The 17,360-nt window shown below is 61.2% G+C and carries 13 protein-coding genes; 10 read left to right on the plus strand and 3 right to left on the minus strand.

Annotated elements, in window-relative coordinates:
* Positions 1–60: 60 nt before the first annotated feature.
* The 8 genes from tssE to BM70_RS0112855 all read left to right on the plus strand — a co-directional run bounded on the left by tssE (position 61) and on the right by BM70_RS0112855 (position 13,537).
* Positions 61–576, plus strand: coding sequence for a type VI secretion system baseplate subunit TssE (tssE, locus tag BM70_RS0112820; RefSeq protein WP_005792513.1), 516 nt, complete (start codon positions 61–63; stop codon positions 574–576).
* Positions 573–2,432 (plus strand): type VI secretion system baseplate subunit TssF, encoded by a 1,860-nt coding sequence (gene tssF, locus BM70_RS0112825; RefSeq protein WP_025856378.1) that lies wholly within the window; start codon positions 573–575, stop codon positions 2,430–2,432. The genes tssE and tssF overlap by 4 nt, the downstream gene beginning before the upstream one ends.
* On the plus strand, positions 2,396–3,439 hold the full coding sequence (gene tssG / locus BM70_RS0112830) for a type VI secretion system baseplate subunit TssG (RefSeq protein WP_025856379.1): 1,044 nt from the start codon (positions 2,396–2,398) through the stop codon (positions 3,437–3,439). Before tssF ends, tssG begins: the two co-directional genes overlap by 37 nt.
* On the plus strand, positions 3,432–6,095 hold the full coding sequence (gene tssH / locus BM70_RS0112835; protein ID WP_025856380.1) for a type VI secretion system ATPase TssH: 2,664 nt from the start codon (positions 3,432–3,434) through the stop codon (positions 6,093–6,095). The genes tssG and tssH overlap by 8 nt, the downstream gene beginning before the upstream one ends.
* A gap of 151 nt (positions 6,096–6,246) precedes the next feature.
* Positions 6,247–8,187, plus strand: coding sequence for a type VI secretion system Vgr family protein (locus BM70_RS0112840; protein ID WP_025856381.1), 1,941 nt, complete (start codon positions 6,247–6,249; stop codon positions 8,185–8,187).
* Positions 8,188–8,201: 14 nt separating this feature from the next.
* The gene (locus BM70_RS0112845) at positions 8,202–8,636 is read left to right on the plus strand and encodes a DcrB-related protein (protein WP_021492582.1); all 435 of its coding nucleotides are present in this window, start codon (positions 8,202–8,204) and stop codon (positions 8,634–8,636) included.
* Positions 8,637–8,648: 12 nt separating this feature from the next.
* Positions 8,649–13,073, plus strand: coding sequence for an RHS repeat-associated core domain-containing protein (locus BM70_RS0112850; RefSeq protein WP_025856382.1), 4,425 nt, complete (start codon positions 8,649–8,651; stop codon positions 13,071–13,073).
* Positions 13,070–13,537 carry a hypothetical protein gene (locus BM70_RS0112855; RefSeq protein WP_025856383.1) on the plus strand — a complete coding sequence of 156 codons (468 nt, stop codon included), beginning with the start codon at positions 13,070–13,072 and terminating at the stop codon, positions 13,535–13,537. Before BM70_RS0112850 ends, BM70_RS0112855 begins: the two co-directional genes overlap by 4 nt.
* Before the next feature lie 270 nt (positions 13,538–13,807).
* Here BM70_RS0112855 and BM70_RS0112860 read toward each other — a convergent pair whose 3' ends face one another.
* The 3 genes from BM70_RS0112860 to BM70_RS0112870 form a co-directional block, all read right to left on the minus strand.
* A complete protein-coding gene (locus tag BM70_RS0112860) occupies positions 13,808–14,083 on the minus strand; it encodes an HU family DNA-binding protein (RefSeq protein WP_003176958.1) in 276 nt (91 codons plus the stop codon).
* A gap of 191 nt (positions 14,084–14,274) precedes the next feature.
* Positions 14,275–15,423 (minus strand): NAD(P)/FAD-dependent oxidoreductase, encoded by a 1,149-nt coding sequence (locus BM70_RS0112865; RefSeq protein ID WP_025856384.1) that lies wholly within the window; start codon positions 15,421–15,423, stop codon positions 14,275–14,277.
* Between the two features lie 37 nt (positions 15,424–15,460).
* Positions 15,461–15,628, minus strand: a complete 168-nt coding sequence (locus tag BM70_RS0112870) for a rubredoxin (protein WP_015886569.1) — start codon at positions 15,626–15,628, stop codon at positions 15,461–15,463.
* Positions 15,629–15,822: 194 nt separating this feature from the next.
* Between BM70_RS0112870 and BM70_RS0112875 the strand changes: the two genes are divergently transcribed.
* Entirely contained in the window at positions 15,823–16,386 is a 564-nt protein-coding gene (locus BM70_RS0112875; RefSeq protein WP_025856385.1) for a chorismate lyase, read from the plus strand.
* Entirely contained in the window at positions 16,386–17,276 is an 891-nt protein-coding gene (gene ubiA, locus BM70_RS0112880) for a 4-hydroxybenzoate octaprenyltransferase (RefSeq protein WP_025856386.1), read from the plus strand. Before BM70_RS0112875 ends, ubiA begins: the two co-directional genes overlap by 1 nt.
* Positions 17,277–17,360 lie beyond the last annotated feature (84 nt).

Genomic DNA, 17,360 nt, shown 5'->3' on the forward strand with positions numbered 1-17,360 from the left:
CCTGGCGCCACGGCCACACGCACTTTGCCCCCCTCACAACCCGTCCGTGGAGCTGCTTTGGTGGTAACTGAAATCGCTTCCCGCGACCGTCTGCAACCGTCCCTGCTGGACCGGCTGACGGACGATGATCCGACCAATCCCAAGGAAAGCGCCGACAAACGCGTGCTCTCCCTGACCCAATTGAAAGCCTCGGTGCTGCGCGACCTGGCGTGGCTGCTCAACACCACGTCGTTGCTCGATGCCGATGCCACGCTGCACACTCCGGCGGGCACTTCGGTGGTCAACTACGGCCTGCCGGCGCTGGCAGGCAACAGCGTGTCCAGTGTCGACATCAAGGCGCTGGAAGCCTTGATTTACCAGGCCATCGCCACCTTCGAACCGCGCATCCTGCGCCACACCTTGCGCGTCAAGGCACGTGTCGGCCATGGCGAGATGAATCACAACGCCCTGAGTTTCGAGATCGAAGGCGACCTGTGGGCCCAGCCGGTGCCGCTGCGCCTGTTGCTGCAGACCGACCTCGACCTGGAATCCGGCCATGTGCGTGTGGTCAACGCCGACCAGCGGAGACGCCCATGAACCCGCGCCTGCTGGAGCTGTACAACCAGGAGCTGCACCACGTGCGCGAAAGCGCCGCAGAGTTCGCCAAGGAATACCCGAAGATCGCCAGTCGGCTGACCCTGTCCGGTATGGACTGCGCCGACCCGTACGTCGAACGCTTGCTTGAGGGTTTTGCCTACCTCACCGCCCGCGTGCAACTCAAGCTCGACGCCGAGTACCCGACCTTCACCCATAACCTGCTGGAAATCGCCTACCCGCACTACCTGGCGCCGACGCCGTCGATGACCGTGGTGCAATTGCAGACCGATCCCGATGAAGGCTCCCTGACCAGCGGTTTCCCACTGCCCCGCGACACGGTATTGCGTGCCGCCCTGGGCCGTGAAACCCAGACCTGCTGCGAGTACCGCACCGCGCACCCGGTGACGTTGTGGCCACTGCAGGTCAGCAGTGCCGAATACTTTGGCAACCCCGCCGCCGTGTTGGGCCGACTGGCCGCCAGTGAGCCGAAAGCCAAGGCCGGCCTGCGCCTGACCCTGTGCACCGGTGCCGAGCTGCCGTTCAACAGCCTCGACCTGGACAACCTGCCGCTGTACCTCAGCGGGGCCGACGAGCAACCGTTCCGCCTTTACGAGCAACTGCTGGGCAACGCCTGTGCGGTGTTTGCACGCAAGCCGGGTGGCGATTGGGTCGAGCGCCTGCCGCAGGATGCATTGCGTTCCCGTGGTTTTGACGACGCCGACGCCGCCATGCCGGTGGTGGCGCGTGCCTTCCAGGGCTATCGCCTGTTGCAGGAATACTTCGCCCTGCCCCACCGCTACCTGTTCGTCGAGTTTGCCGAACTGAGCCGCGCAGTCAAACGCTGCGATGGCCAGGAACTGGAGCTGATCGTGCTGTTCGATCGCCACGAACCGAGCCTGGAAGGCAGCGTCGGCGCGGCGCAGTTCCTGCCGTTCTGCACCCCGGCGATCAACCTGTTTCCCAAGCGCGTAGACCGTATCCATCTGTCCGACCGGGTCAACGAACACCATGTAATCGCCGACCGCACGCGGCCGATGGATTTCGAGATTCACTCGCTCAGTGGCATCACCGGCCATGGCACCGGGCCGGAACAGCCGTTCTTGCCGTTCTATGCGGTGCGCGACCCGTCGCGCTATGGCCGCGACCAGGCCTATTACACCGTGCGCCGCGAGCCGCGCGTGCTCTCCAGCGACCAGCGCCGCAACGGCCCACGCTCCACGTACGTAGGCAGCGAAACCTTTGTCAGCCTGGTGGACAGCGGGCAAGCCCCCTACCGCCACGACCTGCGCCAACTTGGCGTGACGGCGCTGTGCACCAACCGCGACCTGCCACTGTTCATGAGCGTGGGCAACGGCAAGACCGATTTCACCCTGGCCGACAGCGCGCCGGTACTGGCCGTGCGTTGCGTCGCAGGCCCAAGCCGTCCGCGTGCCAGCCACGCCCATGACGCCAAGGCCTGGCGTCTGATCAGCCAGTTGTCGCTCAACTATCTGTCCCTGAGCGAACAGGGCCAGGGCGCCGCAGCCCTGCGCGAGCTGCTGCGCCTGTATGGCGACAGCAACGACGCCGCGCTGCAACTGCAGATCGAAGGGCTGCGCGACGTCAGCAGCAAAGCGGTGACCCGCCGGCTGCCGATGCCCGGCCCGATCGTGTTTGGGCGCGGGTTGGAGATCACCCTGGAATTCGATGAAAACGCGTTTCGCGGCACCGGCGTGTTCCTGCTCGGTGCGGTGCTGGAGCGCTTCCTGGCACGCTACGTGTCGATCAACAGTTTTACCGAGACGGTGATCCGTACCACCGAACGCGGCGAGATCATGCGATGGAAAGCCAAGCCCGGACGTCGTCCGACCCTGTGAGTACCCTGGATGCGATGCATCAGGAGCCCTGGGAATACGATTTCTTCCAGGCGCTGCGGCGTATCGAGTGCGAATCGCCGGAGCTGCCGCGCCTGGGCCATTCCCTGCGCCTGGCAGATGACCCGCTGCGCCTGGGGCAACAGGCCGATTGCACCTTCGCCCCGGCCACGCTGGCGTCGGTCGACCCCGGTAGCGATGGCAAGCCGGCGCGGCTCGAACAGTTCTTCTTCGGCCTTGGCGGCCCCAACGGCCCGCTGCCGCTGCATATCACCGAATATGTGCGCGAACGCCAGCGCAACAATGCCGACAGCACCAGCAAACACTTCCTGGATGTGTTCCACCATCGCTTGCTGAGCCTGTTCTACCGAGCCTGGGCCGAGGCGCGGCCAACGGTCAGCCACGACCGCCCGGACGATGACTACTGGTCTGCACGCCTCGCCGCGCTGAGTGGCCGTGGCATGCCAAGCCTGCTGAATCAGGGGCTCATCCCGGATACCGCGAAGCTGCACTACAGCGGCCACCTCTCGGCGCAAACCCGCTACCCGGATGGTTTGAAAGCCATTCTCGGCGAGTACTTCGGCCTGCCGGTGGAGATCGAAGAGTACGTCGGCCAATGGTTGGAACTGCCCGAACGCAGCCGTGTGAGCGTGAGCGCCAACCGCCTGGGCGTGGACTTTTGCCTGGGCAGCTTCGTGTGGGACCGCCAGCACAAATTCCGTATCCGCCTGGGTCCGCTCAAGCTGGATGACTACATGGGCATGCTGCCCGGCCGCCAGCCGTTCAACGAACTGGTGGCGTGGGTGGCCGAGTACCTGGGCCACGAACTGGACTGGGACCTGAACCTGGTTCTGCAACAACCCGAAGTCCCGGCGCTGCAACTCAACGGCCAGTTCCGCCTGGGCTTCAACACCTGGCTCGGCAAGCCCGAGCATGACGCCAACGACCTAATCCTGGCCCGGCATTACGCCGACCACGCCACCACCTCAAGGAATCCAGAGCATGGGTGAAATCAGTCGCGCCGCACTGTTCGGCAAACTCAACAGCGTGGCCTACAAGGCCATCGAAGCCGCCACCGTGTTCTGCAAGTTGCGGGGCAACCCGTATGTGGAACTGGCCCACTGGTTTCACCAGTTGCTGCAACTGCAGGACTCGGACCTGCACCGCATCATCCGCCAGTTCAACGTCGAACCGGCGCGCCTGGCCCGCGACCTGACCGAAGCCCTGGACCGCCTGCCGCGCGGCTCGACCTCGATCACTGACCTGTCCTCCCATGTGGAAGAAGCGGTAGAGCGCGGTTGGGTCTACGGCAGCCTGATGTTCGGCGAAAGCCAGGTGCGCACCGGTTATCTGGTGCTCGGCATTCTCAAGACCCCGAGCCTGCGCCATGCGCTGCTGGGTTTGTCTGCCGAGTTCGACAAGATCAAGGCCGAGGCCCTGAGCGAACGCTTTGACGAATACGTCGGTGATTCGCCGGAAAATGCCCTGAGCGCCAGCGATGGTTTCAACGCCGGTGCCGTGCCAGGTGAAGCCAGCGGTGCCATGGCGCCGAGTGCAATGGGCAAGCAGGAAGCGCTCAAGCGTTTCACGGTCGACCTGACCGAACAGGCCCGCAGCGGCAAGCTCGACCCGATTGTTGGCCGTGATGAAGAGATCCGCCAACTGGTCGACATCCTCATGCGTCGTCGCCAGAACAACCCGATCCTCACCGGTGAAGCCGGGGTGGGCAAGACCGCCGTGGTCGAAGGTTTCGCCCTGCGCATCGTCGCCGGTGACGTGCCGCCAGCCTTGAAGGACGTGGAACTGCGCAGCCTCGATGTGGGCCTGCTGCAAGCCGGCGCCAGCATGAAAGGCGAGTTCGAACAGCGCCTGCGCCAGGTCATCGAAGACGTCCAGGCTTCGCCCAAGCCGATCATTCTGTTTATCGACGAAGCCCACACACTGGTGGGTGCCGGTGGCGCCGCCGGCACGGGTGACGCAGCCAACCTGCTCAAGCCTGCCCTGGCACGCGGCACCTTGCGTACCGTGGCCGCCACCACCTGGGCCGAGTACAAGAAGCACATCGAAAAAGACCCGGCCCTGACCCGTCGCTTCCAGGTGGTACAAGTGGCCGAGCCGTCGGAAGACAAGGCGCTGCTGATGATGCGCGGCGTGGCGTCGACCATGGAGAAACACCATCAGGTGCAGATCCTTGACGAAGCCCTGGAAGCGTCGGTGAAGCTGTCTCATCGCTACATCCCGGCGCGTCAGTTGCCGGACAAATCCGTGAGCCTGCTGGACACCGCCTGTGCCCGCGTCGCCATCAGCCTGCACGCGGTGCCGGCCGAAGTGGACGACAGCCGCCGCCGCATCGAAGCGCTGGAAACAGAACTGCAGATCATTGCCCGCGAGCATGCCATCGGCATTGCGATTGGTGCGCGTCAAACCAACACCGAGGCGCTGTTGAGCGCTGAGCGTGAGCGTCTGGCGACCTTGGAAAGCCGTTGGGTTGAAGAGAAAACCCTGGTGGACGAGCTGCTAGCCACCCGTGCAACGCTGCGTGAAAAGGCGGGCGTGGTGGACAGTGGCAACGATGAGCTGCGCGCCCAACTGGTCGACCTGCAACAACGCCTCACCGCCCTGCAAGGCGAAACCCCGCTGATCCTGCCGACCGTGGATTACCAGGCCGTGGCCTCGGTGGTCGCTGACTGGACCGGCATCCCGGTAGGCCGCATGGCGCGCAATGAATTGGAGACGGTGCTCAACCTCGACCAGCACCTGAAGAAACGCATCATCGGCCAGGACCACGCCCTGCAGATGATCGCCAAGCGCATCCAGACGTCCCGCGCCGGCCTCGACAACCCGAGCAAGCCAATTGGCGTGTTCATGCTGGCCGGCACCTCGGGCGTGGGCAAGACCGAAACCGCCCTGGCCCTGGCCGAAGCCATGTACGGCGGCGAGCAGAACGTCATCACCATTAACATGAGCGAATTCCAGGAAGCCCACACGGTGTCGACCCTCAAGGGCGCACCGCCGGGTTATATCGGCTACGGCGAAGGCGGCGTGCTGACCGAAGCCGTACGACGCAAACCCTACAGCGTGGTGCTGCTGGACGAGGTGGAAAAAGCCCACCCGGACGTGCATGAGATCTTCTTCCAGGTGTTCGACAAAGGCGTGATGGAAGACGGCGAAGGCCGTGTGATCGACTTCAAGAACACCCTGATCCTGCTGACCACCAACGCCGGCACCGAGCTGATTTCCCACGTGTGCAAAGACCCGGCGAACGTGCCGGAGCCGGAAGAAATCGCCAAGGCCCTGCGCCAGCCGCTGCTGGAGATCTTCCCGCCGGCATTGCTCGGCCGCCTGGTGACCATTCCGTACTACCCGCTCAGCGACGAGATGCTCAAGGCGATCACCCGCCTGCAACTCAACCGCATCAAGAAGCGCGTGGAGACTACGCACAAGGTGGCTTTCGACTACGACGACGCGGTGGTCGACCTGATCGTCTCGCGCTGCACCGAGACCGAAAGCGGCGGGCGCATGATCGACACCATCCTCACCAACAGCCTGCTGCCGGACATGAGCCGTGAGTTCCTCACGCGCATGCTCGAAGGCAAGGCGCTGGCGGGTGTGCGTATCAGCAGCCGGGATAATGAATTGCACTACGACTTCAGCGACGCCAACTGACGGAACACCATTGAAACTGTAGGAGCCGGCTTGCCGGCGATAGCAGCCTGACATTCAACATTGATGTTGGTTGATACACCGCTATCGCTGGCAAGCCAGCTCCTACAGGGGTTCGGTTTCGTCAGGTACATCGACATTTACGGGTTAACCGATGCTATTCAACCAAGCCTCACGCCTGGCCAAAATCACCAGCCCCCTCGGGCCGGATGTGCTGCTGCTCAATGAAATGGGCGGCGGCGAAGAGCTGGGGCGGCTGTTCAATTACGAGCTGCAACTGACGTCCCTGGACGCCAACATCGACCTCAACCAGTTGCTCGGCAAGCCCATGAGCGTGGGCCTGCAACTGGCGGACGGCGGTGAGCGGCACTTCCACGGCATCGTCGCGCGGTGCAGCCAGAACATCGACCGGGGCCAGTTCGCCAGTTACCAGGTGACGCTGCGCCCTTGGCTATGGTTGCTCAGCAGAACCTCCGATTGCCGGATTTTCCAGAACCTGAGCATTCCGCAGATCATCAAGCAGGTGTTCCGTGACCTGGGGTTTTCCGACTTCGAAGACGCCCTGAGCCGGCCGTACCGCGAGTGGGAATACTGCGTGCAGTACCGCGAGACCAGCTTCGACTTCGTCAGCCGCTTGATGGAACAGGAAGGCATCTACTACTTCTTCCGCCACGAGCAGGACCGCCATGTGCTGGTGCTGGCCGACGCCTACGGTGCCCACACCACCGTGCCCGGCTACGCGTCGATCCCGTACTACCCCAAGGACGAGCAGCAGCGCGAACGCGATCATATGCACAACTGGCACCTGGCCCAGGAGGTGCAGCCAGGTTCGCTGGAGCTCAACGACTACGACTTCCAGCGCCCCAGCGCCAGCATCGACGTGCGCTCGGCCATGCCGCGCCCGCACACCGCCGGCGACTACCCGCTGTACGACTACCCCGGCACCTACGTGCAAAGCGAAGACGGCGAACACTACGCCCGCACCCGCATCGAAGCCCTGCAGACCCTGTATGAACAGATCGAGTTCAGCGGCAACGCCCGTGGCCTGGGATCGGGGCATTTGTTCAGCCTCACCGGCTTCAGCCGCAGGGACCAGAACCGCGAATACCTGATCGTCGGCTGCCGCTACTACATCAATCAGGAAAGCCTGGAAAGCGGCGGCGGCTCGGGCTCGGCACAGTTCGAAAGCAGCCTCACCTGCATCGACGCCCAGCAGAGCTTCCGCCCGTTGGCCAGCACCCACCGCCCGATCGTCAAAGGCCCGCAGACCGCGCTGGTGGTCGGCCCCAAGGGCGAGGAAATCTGGACCGACCAGTACGGCCGCGTGAAGGTGCACTTCTACTGGGACCGTCATGACCAATCCAACGAGAACAGCTCATGCTGGATTCGTGTGTCGCAATCCTGGGCCGGCAAGAACTGGGGCTCGATGCAGATCCCGCGGATCGGCCAGGAGGTGATCGTGAGCTTCCTTGAGGGCGACCCCGACCGGCCGATCATCACCGGGCGGGTCTACAACGCCGAGCAGACCGTGCCTTACGACCTGCCGGAAAACGCGACCCAGAGCGGCATGAAAAGTCGTTCGAGCAAGGGCGGTACACCGGCCAACTTCAATGAAATCCGCATGGAGGACAAGAAGGGGTTGGAGCAGTTGTATATCCATGCCGAGCGGAATCAGGACATTGTCGTCGAAGTCGACGAAAGCCATTCGGTGGGGCATGACCGCAACAAAAGCATCGGCCATAACGAGACGGTGACCATCGGCAACAACCGCCTGCGCATCGTCAAGCAGGAAGACATCCTCTCGGTGGGCCAGAGGAAGACCGACAGCATCAGCCAGAGCTACGTCATCGAAGTCGGTGAAAACCTGCGCCTGGTCTGCGGCGAAAGCATTCTGGAGTTGAACGCCAGCGGGCAGATCAACCTCACGGGCGTGCAGATCAGCTTCTATGCCAGCGGCGATGCCGAGTTCAACACCGGCGGCGTGCTGCACCTGAACAACGGCGGCGGCCCCGGCGCCACGCCCGATGGCCAGGGCCAGAAAGGCGCCATCGACGCCAATATCAAAGCCGCGTTCCCCGCACCTAAAAGCTCCTGACGAGACCTGTTTTCATGACGTATCGAATCAACGAATTCCAGTTCCAACTGCCGGCCAGCGAGCTGCAGGACGCGACGATCAATATCCTCAAGTTCCCGGAACTGGGGACTTCACTGATCGTCAGCCGCAGCCTGCTCGCCGAGGGTGAAACCCTGCACAGCAACTTCAATGACCAACTCCAGCGCCTGGAAAAACAGGTGCAGGATTTACGCTATCAACCCGGTGTCGACGTGCGCTTGGGCGCGGCCCAAGAGGTGGAAGGCATCGAACTGCGCAGCCAATTCAACAAGGGCAATGACAAGGTGTTCCAGTATCAACTGGCGCTGGTGCTACCGGGTACGCGCAAGATGCTCGCGTTGAGCTACGTAAAGGCGGACAAGCTTGGGGACGCCGAGGCGGCGCACTGGGCGTTGATCAAAAATTCGCTGTCGTTCGACGCTGTTTCTTGATGAGCTGCCTGCATGTCTGACGCGTTATGGGCGGCCCGGATGGGCGATGCACTGACCCACACCTCGATGATGGCGGATATCCTGGGTGGGGTGCTGGAGGTGGCGGCCAACGTGGCGATCACGGCACTGGCGACTGCCGCAGTCGCGGCCGCCGTGGGGGTGACGATTGCTACCGCCGGTATCGGCGGCTGCATCCTCGGCGCGGTGGTGGGCATTGTCGTCGGCATGGCCATGAGCAAGACGGGGGCCGACAAGGGCCTCAGTAAGATGTGCGAGAGTTTCGCCAATGCGCTGTTTCCACCGGTGGTGGAAGCCACGATTGCGGTGGGTTCGACCGATACGTTCGTCAACAGTATTCCGGCTGCGCGGGCCGCAGGCTCCATTCCCTCGCACGTGGCGCCCGCTGGTACGGAGCTTGAGCAAGCGCCGCCGGAGCCCGACCCCGAGCCAAAACCCGAGCCTGGCTTCCTGGACATGGCCGAGGGTTTCTTCTCCCAACTATGGCGGCCCACCGTCGCCACGCCTGCACCGGGTGTGGTACCGGCGCTTACCGACATGGTCCTGTGTGCCCGCCATCCGCCGATGCCACCACAGCTTCTGGCCGAAGGGTCTGACAAGGTCACCATCAATGGGCAACCCGCCGTGCGCAGCGGTGACCGCAGCATGTGCGAGGCGACGGTGGTGTCGTCGGGGCTGATCTCGCCAAACGTCACCATTGGTGGTGGGACGGTGGTGGTGCAGGAAATTCGCAGCGGGAAGACCCCCGGCGTTGGCTTGGCGATTGAAGCATTGATGATGCTTAAAGGAGCCAAGGGCAAGACGCTGAGTAATTTGCCGTGCATGTTGTTGGGCGGTGTCAGCTCCTTTGCCGTGAGCCAGGCCATCGGCGCCATGACAAACGCCGCCATGTCTTCACTTAACCCCGTGCATACCGCGACAGGCGCCAAAATACTGGGCGGCACGAATGAGTTGGATTTTGTACTGCCAGGTGCGTTGCCCATGGCCTGGCAGCGCGTCTATAACAGCCACGATATACGCACAGCAGGGCTCTTCGGCGCGGGCTGGAGCGTTGCCTATGAGGTGAGTGTCGAAATCCTGATGCATCCTGAAGGCGGCGAGGAGCTGATCTATACAGATGAGCAAGGGCGGCGTATCAATCTGGGCTCGCTTGTGCCAGGCAGCGCAATGTTCAGCCCTGCAGAAGTACTGAGCTTCAGGCGCCATCACAACGGTCAGTTATTGATCGAGAGCGATGATGGGTTGTATCGCCTCTTCGATCTCACACCAGGTTCGACCACGAACCTTCGGTTGAGTCAGTTGGGGGATCGCAATGACAATCGGATTTTCGTCGGTTACCACGAGAACGGCCGCATTGCGCGCCTGCGGGACACATCGAACCAGGTCCAGGTTGAGCTGGTTTACGACCAGGATCGCCTGGAGCGAATCGAACGCCTGTACGCCGACCAGTCGCGTGAGGTTCTCGTCAGCTACCGCTACAACGCGATAGGTGAATTGGCGCAAGTAAGCAACGCGTCCGGCGAGGTTCAGCGACGCTTTGCCTACGACGCCGGTCGCAGGATGATTGAACACCAACTCCCTACCGGTCTGCGCTGCTTTTATGAGTGGGGACACATCGACAACACTGAATGGCGAGTAGTACGACACTGGACCGACGAGGGCGACGCCTACCAATTCGAGTATGACTTGCAAAAGGGCATCACACGCGTCACAGACAGCCTGCAACGTGTCAGTACTCGTCAGTGGAATGCCCAGCATCAGATAATCGCATTCACCGACAATCTGGATAAAACCTGGCTATTCGAGTGGAACGACGAGCGTCAGTTACTGAGCGCTACGGACCCTCAAGGGGGGCGCTACGAATACAGCTACGATGAGTCCGGCAACCTGACGGCTGAGACGGATCCACTCGGGCGTAGCGTATCCACACTTTGGCTGGAGCATTGGTCGCTGCCACGCACACAAACCGACGCCGCCGGTAACACTTGGCAGTATCGCTATGATCAACGCGGTAATTGTGTCGCCGAGACCGACCCGCTGGGCCATATGACCCGTTATCGCTATAACGCACAAGGCCTGGTGGTGGAGGTCATAGATGCAACCGGCAAAAGCAAACAGTTGAAATGGAACACGCTCGGGCAACTGACCGACCACTTGGATTGCTCGGGATTCCCGACTCGCTTTGGCTACGACCCTCACGGGTACTTGCAGGTGATTACCAATGCAATGGGCGAACGCACGCAGTTCCAGCATGACCGCCAGGGTCGGCTGATCAGCAAGCAATTTCCGGACGGTCGAACCGAATATTTCCAGCGCGACAGTGCCGGCCTACTGCTGGGTCATACAGACCCTGCGGGGCACACGACTCTTTACCAGCACAATCGTAGGGGCCAGGTCTGCCAACGTACGGATGCACAGGGTCGCCAGGTTAGCCTGGGCTATGACACGTTCGGCCGGCTACAGTCGTTGAGCAACGAAAATGGTGAGCGCTATCGGTTCACCTGGGATGCCTGTGATCGGATGATCCAGCAACAAGGCCTCGACGGGGGTACAAAATCCTACGCCTACGATGGGCTGGACAACCTGATCCGCGTGACGTCCACTCCAGCGCCTTATGGCACCGGGCTCGCAATTGTCTCCCAAGCACCTGAAGCACCGATCATTCATCAATTGGAACGCGACGCCGTTGGACGACTGATCGCAAAAGTCACGGATGATGGCCGCACCGAATACCAGTACGATCCACTGAACCAACTCAGCGCCGTCATGTTCAAGGATGCGTCGGGCGCTGAACAGAGCCTTGGCTTTGCCTACAACGCGCTCGGCCAATTGCTTGAGGAACACAGTGCCTCTGGCAGCCTTCACCATCGCTATGATGAACTCGGCAACCTGATACAAACCCAGGTGCCTGATGGCCGCTGGCTCAACCGCCTCTACTACGGGAGCGGTCATTTGCACCAGATCAATCTTGACGGCGACGTGATTAGTGACTTCGAGCGTGACCGACTCCATCGTGAAGTCTTGCGCACTCAGGGCCAGCTTAGTACGCGCAGCGACTACGACCCCGTCGGCCGCCTACGTGCTCGCATACGCCGTCATGACAGCCAGCCCGCCTTGCTGTCACCCGATATGCAAAGACAGTTCGAGTACGACCCGGCTGACAATTTGATCGGAAAGCTGGATCAGCGGCCCTCTGCGCGCCATCAACAACTGTTTCATTACGACGCAACAGACCGCCTTATCGCGAGCCAAGACTCTTTGTACGGCGCTCGTGAGACCTTTGCATATGACGCAGCAGCCAACTTGCTTGACAGCGTCCACCCCAGCCAGGGGAAGGTGCTCCACAACAGGTTGGTCAGCTTTCAAGACAAGCGTTATCGCTATGACGGCTTCGGCCGAGTAATCGAAAAGCGCAGCGGGCGATACGGTGTACAAAGGTTTAGCTATGACGCCGAAAGCCGCCTGGTAGAAGTACGCAATGAAAAGGGCCATGTGGTTCGGATGGTCTACGACGCGCTGGATCGGCGTATCAAAAAGACCGAACAGGATCGCAATGGTTATACCTTGAGCCAGGTCAGCTTCATTTGGGACGGTCTGCGACTGCTCTCAGAGACGCAAAATGAACGCAGCAGCCTCTATGTCTATCTCAATCAAGGACACGAGCCCTTGGCGCGAGTCGATGGATTGGGCGTGCACAAGAAGACCCGTTATTACCACAACGACCTCAATGGCTTGCCCGAGCAATTGACCGAGAGCGATGGGAACATCGTCTGGAAAGCGATCTATCAGGTGTGGGGTAATACCGTTAGTGAAGAACGGGAACCCTACTATCTGGAAGATCAGAATATTCGCTTCCAAGGCCAGTATCTGGACCGAGAAACCGGACTGCACTACAACACGTTCCGCTTTTATGACCCCGATATCGGCAGATTCACTTCAGAAGACCCGGTTGGATTGCTGGGCGGCATTAACCTCTATCAGTACGCCACCAACCCTCTGGGCTGGAGTGACCCACTGGGCTGGTGCTCGACGAAGCTAGGCAAGAACATGGGGGCTCGCAAAGGTGACGGTATGGCCAACCATCACCTGATACCCGAGGAGCTGATCAAACACAAAGAGTTCGGCAAAATGTTCTCCAGGCTGAAAAAGATAGGTTGGGACCCGGATGGCGCCTCCAATGGTGCTTTCCTGCCAGGATCAAAGGACCTTGCCGCTAAAACGCAGCTTCCTGGACATTGGTCGAACCATAACAAGTACACCGATGCTGTCAGGGACAGGCTCAGGAGCTTGAACAAACAACAAGCCGGGTTATCTGATATGGACCTCGCACTGGAAGTCTCGAACATCCAAAAATGGGCGAGCGGCGGGCTGCAGAATGGCCTCTTCAAAACTGATGCAGTTACAGGACGACTTTTATGACCGGCGCCAGCGCTGATTTCTTCATCGTGAACTACCACACCAACGGGACGGATGCGCCCAGCTTCTTTGAGTCGGACTGGACTCCTGGCGTCCCGGAGTTTCATTACCCTTCAGAAACACCGGATGAGAGTCAGTTTGCTAGCGCTTATAAAGTCAAGGCCAAGATCAAGGAGTTGAAAGCGGACCTCATGATTGAGGAGTTGCTGGCGACAGATGCCGTCTTGAACATCTGCGCAACGCTCGAAATTCCTCATATCACGCGTCAGGTCGAGATAGAGTTAAAAGGAAAAAAACACCTGAAAAACGCTACAACCTTTTCATTCCGACCGCCCGACTCAGCCTGCTTGATCTTGAGCATTCGGTATTCACCATCGACCGCGACAAATACACCGGCAAACTCAAGACACCAGAAGAAAGTGATGTACCCGCTATCGTTTTTGAGTCCATCGAATCATTCAAGATAAAACCGGGTATTCATCAACACCTGTTTCTATGCACGGATATTAACGAAACGGTCTGTTCGGCTGAATTCAAGGCGATGTTCGAATCCAAGGCGCTCTTTGGGCTAGCGTTCACACCGTTGGATGCCACTTATAAATTTGATCCTTGGGGGGAGTTGTAACCGGGAGGTTACTACTGGCCTGACATTCTCCAGCCTACAAAAAATGGGCACCCGACCCAGTCGGCGTGCCCATCTCTCCTACCACCCCGCCCCCTTCGAGACGGTAACGCCATTACGCGTTGACAGTGTCTTTCAGCGATTTGCCTGGCTTGAACGCAACCGTGTTGCTGGCCTTGATTTTCACCGGCTCACCGGTTTGTGGGTTTTTGCCGGTGCGGGCGCCGCGATGGCGCTGCAGGAAGGTGCCGAAGCCAACCAGGGTGACGCTGTCCTTGCGGTGCAGGGCGCCGGTGATTTCTTCGAGAACGGCGTTGAGGACGCGGTTGGCCTGTTCTTTGGTGAGATCCGCTTTTTCAGCGATGGCGGCTGCGAGTTCTGGTTTACGCATAAGTGAAGCCTCTTTGACGGTTTTTTGTTGTTATGTCCGTGCTGCTCTCTTCTGGAGCAGCGCCCAAAGCGCCGCAGGCTCTACTCTGCGGCAGACGGGAGTGAGGATGGCATGCCCTCGCACGCTCCGCCAGTCTCGCGGCGACCTTTCTAGGGTGAAAAACGCGGTTATTCCGACAGAACGACCGGTATTTACGCCAGCAACGGCGGAAGTTCTTTGTTGAGGGCGAGTTTTTCCATCACGGCGCTGCCGGTCAGGGCATAGCCCAGCAGGCGGCCGCTGGCATCGCGGCACAGGGCCTTGATATCGGCGCCCTCGCCTTCCACGCTCCAGACGCCTTCGGTGCCGCGCGGCGGCGGCGAAACCACCAGCGGGCAAACCGGCGTCTTGACGGTCACCGGCATCGGGCCATAACTGACGGCGGTGGCGTTGCCCGCCAGGGTCTGGGCCAGGGCGCGGGCGCAGCTCATCAGTGGCATCACGTACAGCAGGTTCAGGCCGTCGACCTCGGCGCAGTCGCCCAGGGCATAAATATTGGCGTGGGAGGTCTTGAGGTGGCGGTCCACCATGATCCCGCGGTTGGTCTGCAGGCCGGCGGCGGCGGCCAGGTCGACACGCGGGCGCAGACCGATGGCGGAGACCACCAGGTCGCAGGCGATCACTTCACCGTCCGACAGATGGGCTTCCAGGCCGTCAGCAGTGCGCTGCAGCCGATTGAGCACCGGGCCCAGGTGGAAACGCGCGCCGAGGCCTTCAAGGCCAGCCTGTACCGCTGCGGCGGCGGCCGGGTGCAGCAAGGTTGGCATGACCTGCTCGCACGGCGCTACCAGGTCTATCTCATAGCCGCCAAGGATCAGGTCGTTGGCGAACTCGCAGCCGATCAGGCCGGCACCGAGCAGCAACACGCGGCGTTTGCCGGCAGCAGCGGCACGAAAGCGTGCGTAGTCTTCGAGGTCGTTGATCGGGAAAATCAGTTCAGCCGCATCGCCCTCAACCGGCACACGCACGGTTTCTGCGCCCCAGGCCAGGATCAGGTCGCGGTAGGCCACCGCCTCCTCGCCGATCCACAGGCGCTTGTGACCGGGGTCGATGCCGCTGATGCGGGTGTGGGTGCGCACCTCAGCCTTGAGTTGCTCGGCCATGGCGCCCGGTTCAGCCATGCTCAGGCCGTCGGCTTCCTTGTTCTTGCCAAAGCCGGTGGAGAGCATGGGCTTGGAGTAGGAACGCCCGTCATCCGCGGTGATCAGCAGCAATGGGGTCTCGCTGTCGAGCTTGCGAAACTCCCGGGCCACGTTGTAACCGGCCAGTCCTGTGCCGATGATCACGACAGGTGCGTTCATTCCTTTCTCCTTGCAGTGCTTTTCTGAAAACTGAGAGTTAGCCGATTTCGATCATTTCGAAATCCATTTTGCCCACGCCGCAGTCCGGGCACAGCCAATCTTCCGGGACGTCTTCCCAACGGGTGCCAGGCAGAATTCCGTCATCCGGCCAGCCGTCTTTCTCGTCATAGATCAGGCCACAGACTACACATTGCCACTTCTTCATCACTTGCTTCCTCAGGGTCAGGCATCTTGGCCGACGGTCGATAGACCCGCGTTGCCGTGCGGCTCAGGGCGTTTTGTACTGATCGGGGCCGGCAGATGCAAGCACGATCGACGCAAACAGCCGGTTCAGTCCGGCAAAAACCCAGGACGTCATGGTAAGCTCGCCGCCTCTTTTGCTGCCAATACTGACTCACCGTGCCGCACTCAATCGTCCCGTCCGATGCTTGCCAATGGCTGATCCAGAGCCTTCTGGCCCCTGCGCCCGCGCCCTTGACCCTCAATTGGCTGTTCAACGAAGACTCGCTGACCCGGCGGCTGACGTGGCTGTCCAACGACGGTTTCAGCGTGACGCCACTGTTCGAGGGCTGGCAGCCGCTGCGCGATGATGAATGTGCAGCCCTCGCGCTGGCGCCGGCGACGGTCGGTTGGGTGCGCGAGGTGTATTTGCGTGGGCATGGCCAGCCGTGGGTATTCGCGCGCAGTGTGGCGGCGCGCGGTGCCTTGCAAGGCGACGGCTTGCATATGGATGAGTTGGGCAGCCGCTCATTGGGCGAGTTGCTGTTCTGCGACCGGGCGTTCACCCGCCAGGCGATCGAGGTGTGCCATTACCCACCGCACTGGTTGCCCATCGCCGATCAGGTCGACGGGCTGTGGGCGCGCCGCTCGCGCTTTGATCGCGGCCCCTTGAGCGTGCTGGTCGCAGAGGTCTTCTTGCCCAGCTTCTGGCACGCGTTGCACGCCCATCCGGAGAATTGCTGATGTACCAACGTCTGCTCAAATCCCTGAACCACCTGAACCCCAGGGCCTGGGATTTCATTCAGCTGACCCGCATGGACAAGCCCATCGGCATCTACCTGCTGCTGTGGCCGACACTGTGGGCGCTGTGGATCGCCGGCAAAGGCTCGCCCTCTTTGAGCAATATCGTGATTTTCGTTTTGGGCGTGGTGCTGACCCGCGCCGGTGGCTGCGTGATCAACGACTGGGCCGACCGCAAGGTCGACGGCCATGTAAAGCGCACCGAACAGCGCCCGCTGGTGAGCGGCAAGATCAGCTCGAAAGAGGCGCTGGTGTTTTTTGCGGTGCTGATGGGCATCAGTTTCCTGTTGGTGCTGCTCACCAACGCCACCACCATCCTGCTGTCCCTCGGTGGTCTGGCCCTGGCGGCGAGCTACCCGTTCATGAAGCGCTACACCTATTACCCGCAAGTGGTGTTGGGGGCGGCGTTTTCGTGGGGCATGCCGATGGCGTTCACCGCCGAGACCGGCAGCCTGCCCGCCACCGCGTGGCTGCTGTACATCGCCAACCTGCTGTGGACGGTGGGCTACGACACGTATTACGCGATGACCGACCGTGACGACGACTTGAGGATCGGCGTGAAATCCACCGCCATTTTGTTCGGCGAAGCCGACCGCGTGATCATCCTGACCCTGCAGGGCCTTTCGCTGGCGTGCCTGCTGCTGGCGGGCGCACGGTTCGAGTTGGGGGGTTGGTTCCACCTGGGGTTGCTGGCGGCGGCGGGCTGTTTCGCCTGGGAGTTCTGGTACACCCGCGACAAGGATCGGATGAAGTGCTTCAAGGCGTTTCTGCACAACCACTGGGCGGGGTTGGCGATATTTGTCGGGATTGTGGCGGACTACGCTTTTCGCTGAGGGCTGGCCCTGGGTTGTTAGGAGCGGGCTTGTTGTGTTGTGGCGAGCGGGCTTGCCCCGCGCTGGGCTGCGAAGCGGCCCCTA

Origin of the sequence: Pseudomonas sp. CHM02, from assembly GCF_000612585.1 — a bacterium.
GTDB lineage: Bacteria > Pseudomonadota > Gammaproteobacteria > Pseudomonadales > Pseudomonadaceae > Aquipseudomonas.

Coding starts and splice junctions, on each gene's coding strand:
- tssF (WP_025856378.1), top strand. CDS start 573: ATGAACCCGCGCCTGCTGGAGCTGTACAACCAGGAGCTGCACCACGTG.
- tssG (WP_025856379.1), top strand. CDS start 2,396: ATGGAAAGCCAAGCCCGGACGTCGTCCGACCCTGTGAGTACCCTGGAT.
- tssH (WP_025856380.1), top strand. CDS start 3,432: ATGGGTGAAATCAGTCGCGCCGCACTGTTCGGCAAACTCAACAGCGTG.
- BM70_RS0112840 (WP_025856381.1), top strand. CDS start 6,247: ATGCTATTCAACCAAGCCTCACGCCTGGCCAAAATCACCAGCCCCCTC.
- BM70_RS0112845 (WP_021492582.1), top strand. CDS start 8,202: ATGACGTATCGAATCAACGAATTCCAGTTCCAACTGCCGGCCAGCGAG.
- BM70_RS0112850 (WP_025856382.1), top strand. CDS start 8,649: ATGTCTGACGCGTTATGGGCGGCCCGGATGGGCGATGCACTGACCCAC.
- BM70_RS0112855 (WP_025856383.1), top strand. CDS start 13,070: ATGACCGGCGCCAGCGCTGATTTCTTCATCGTGAACTACCACACCAAC.
- BM70_RS0112860 (WP_003176958.1), bottom strand. CDS start 14,083: ATGCGTAAACCAGAACTCGCAGCCGCCATCGCTGAAAAAGCGGATCTC.
- BM70_RS0112865 (WP_025856384.1), bottom strand. CDS start 15,423: ATGAACGCACCTGTCGTGATCATCGGCACAGGACTGGCCGGTTACAAC.
- BM70_RS0112870 (WP_015886569.1), bottom strand. CDS start 15,628: ATGAAGAAGTGGCAATGTGTAGTCTGTGGCCTGATCTATGACGAGAAA.
- ubiA (WP_025856386.1), top strand. CDS start 16,386: ATGTACCAACGTCTGCTCAAATCCCTGAACCACCTGAACCCCAGGGCC.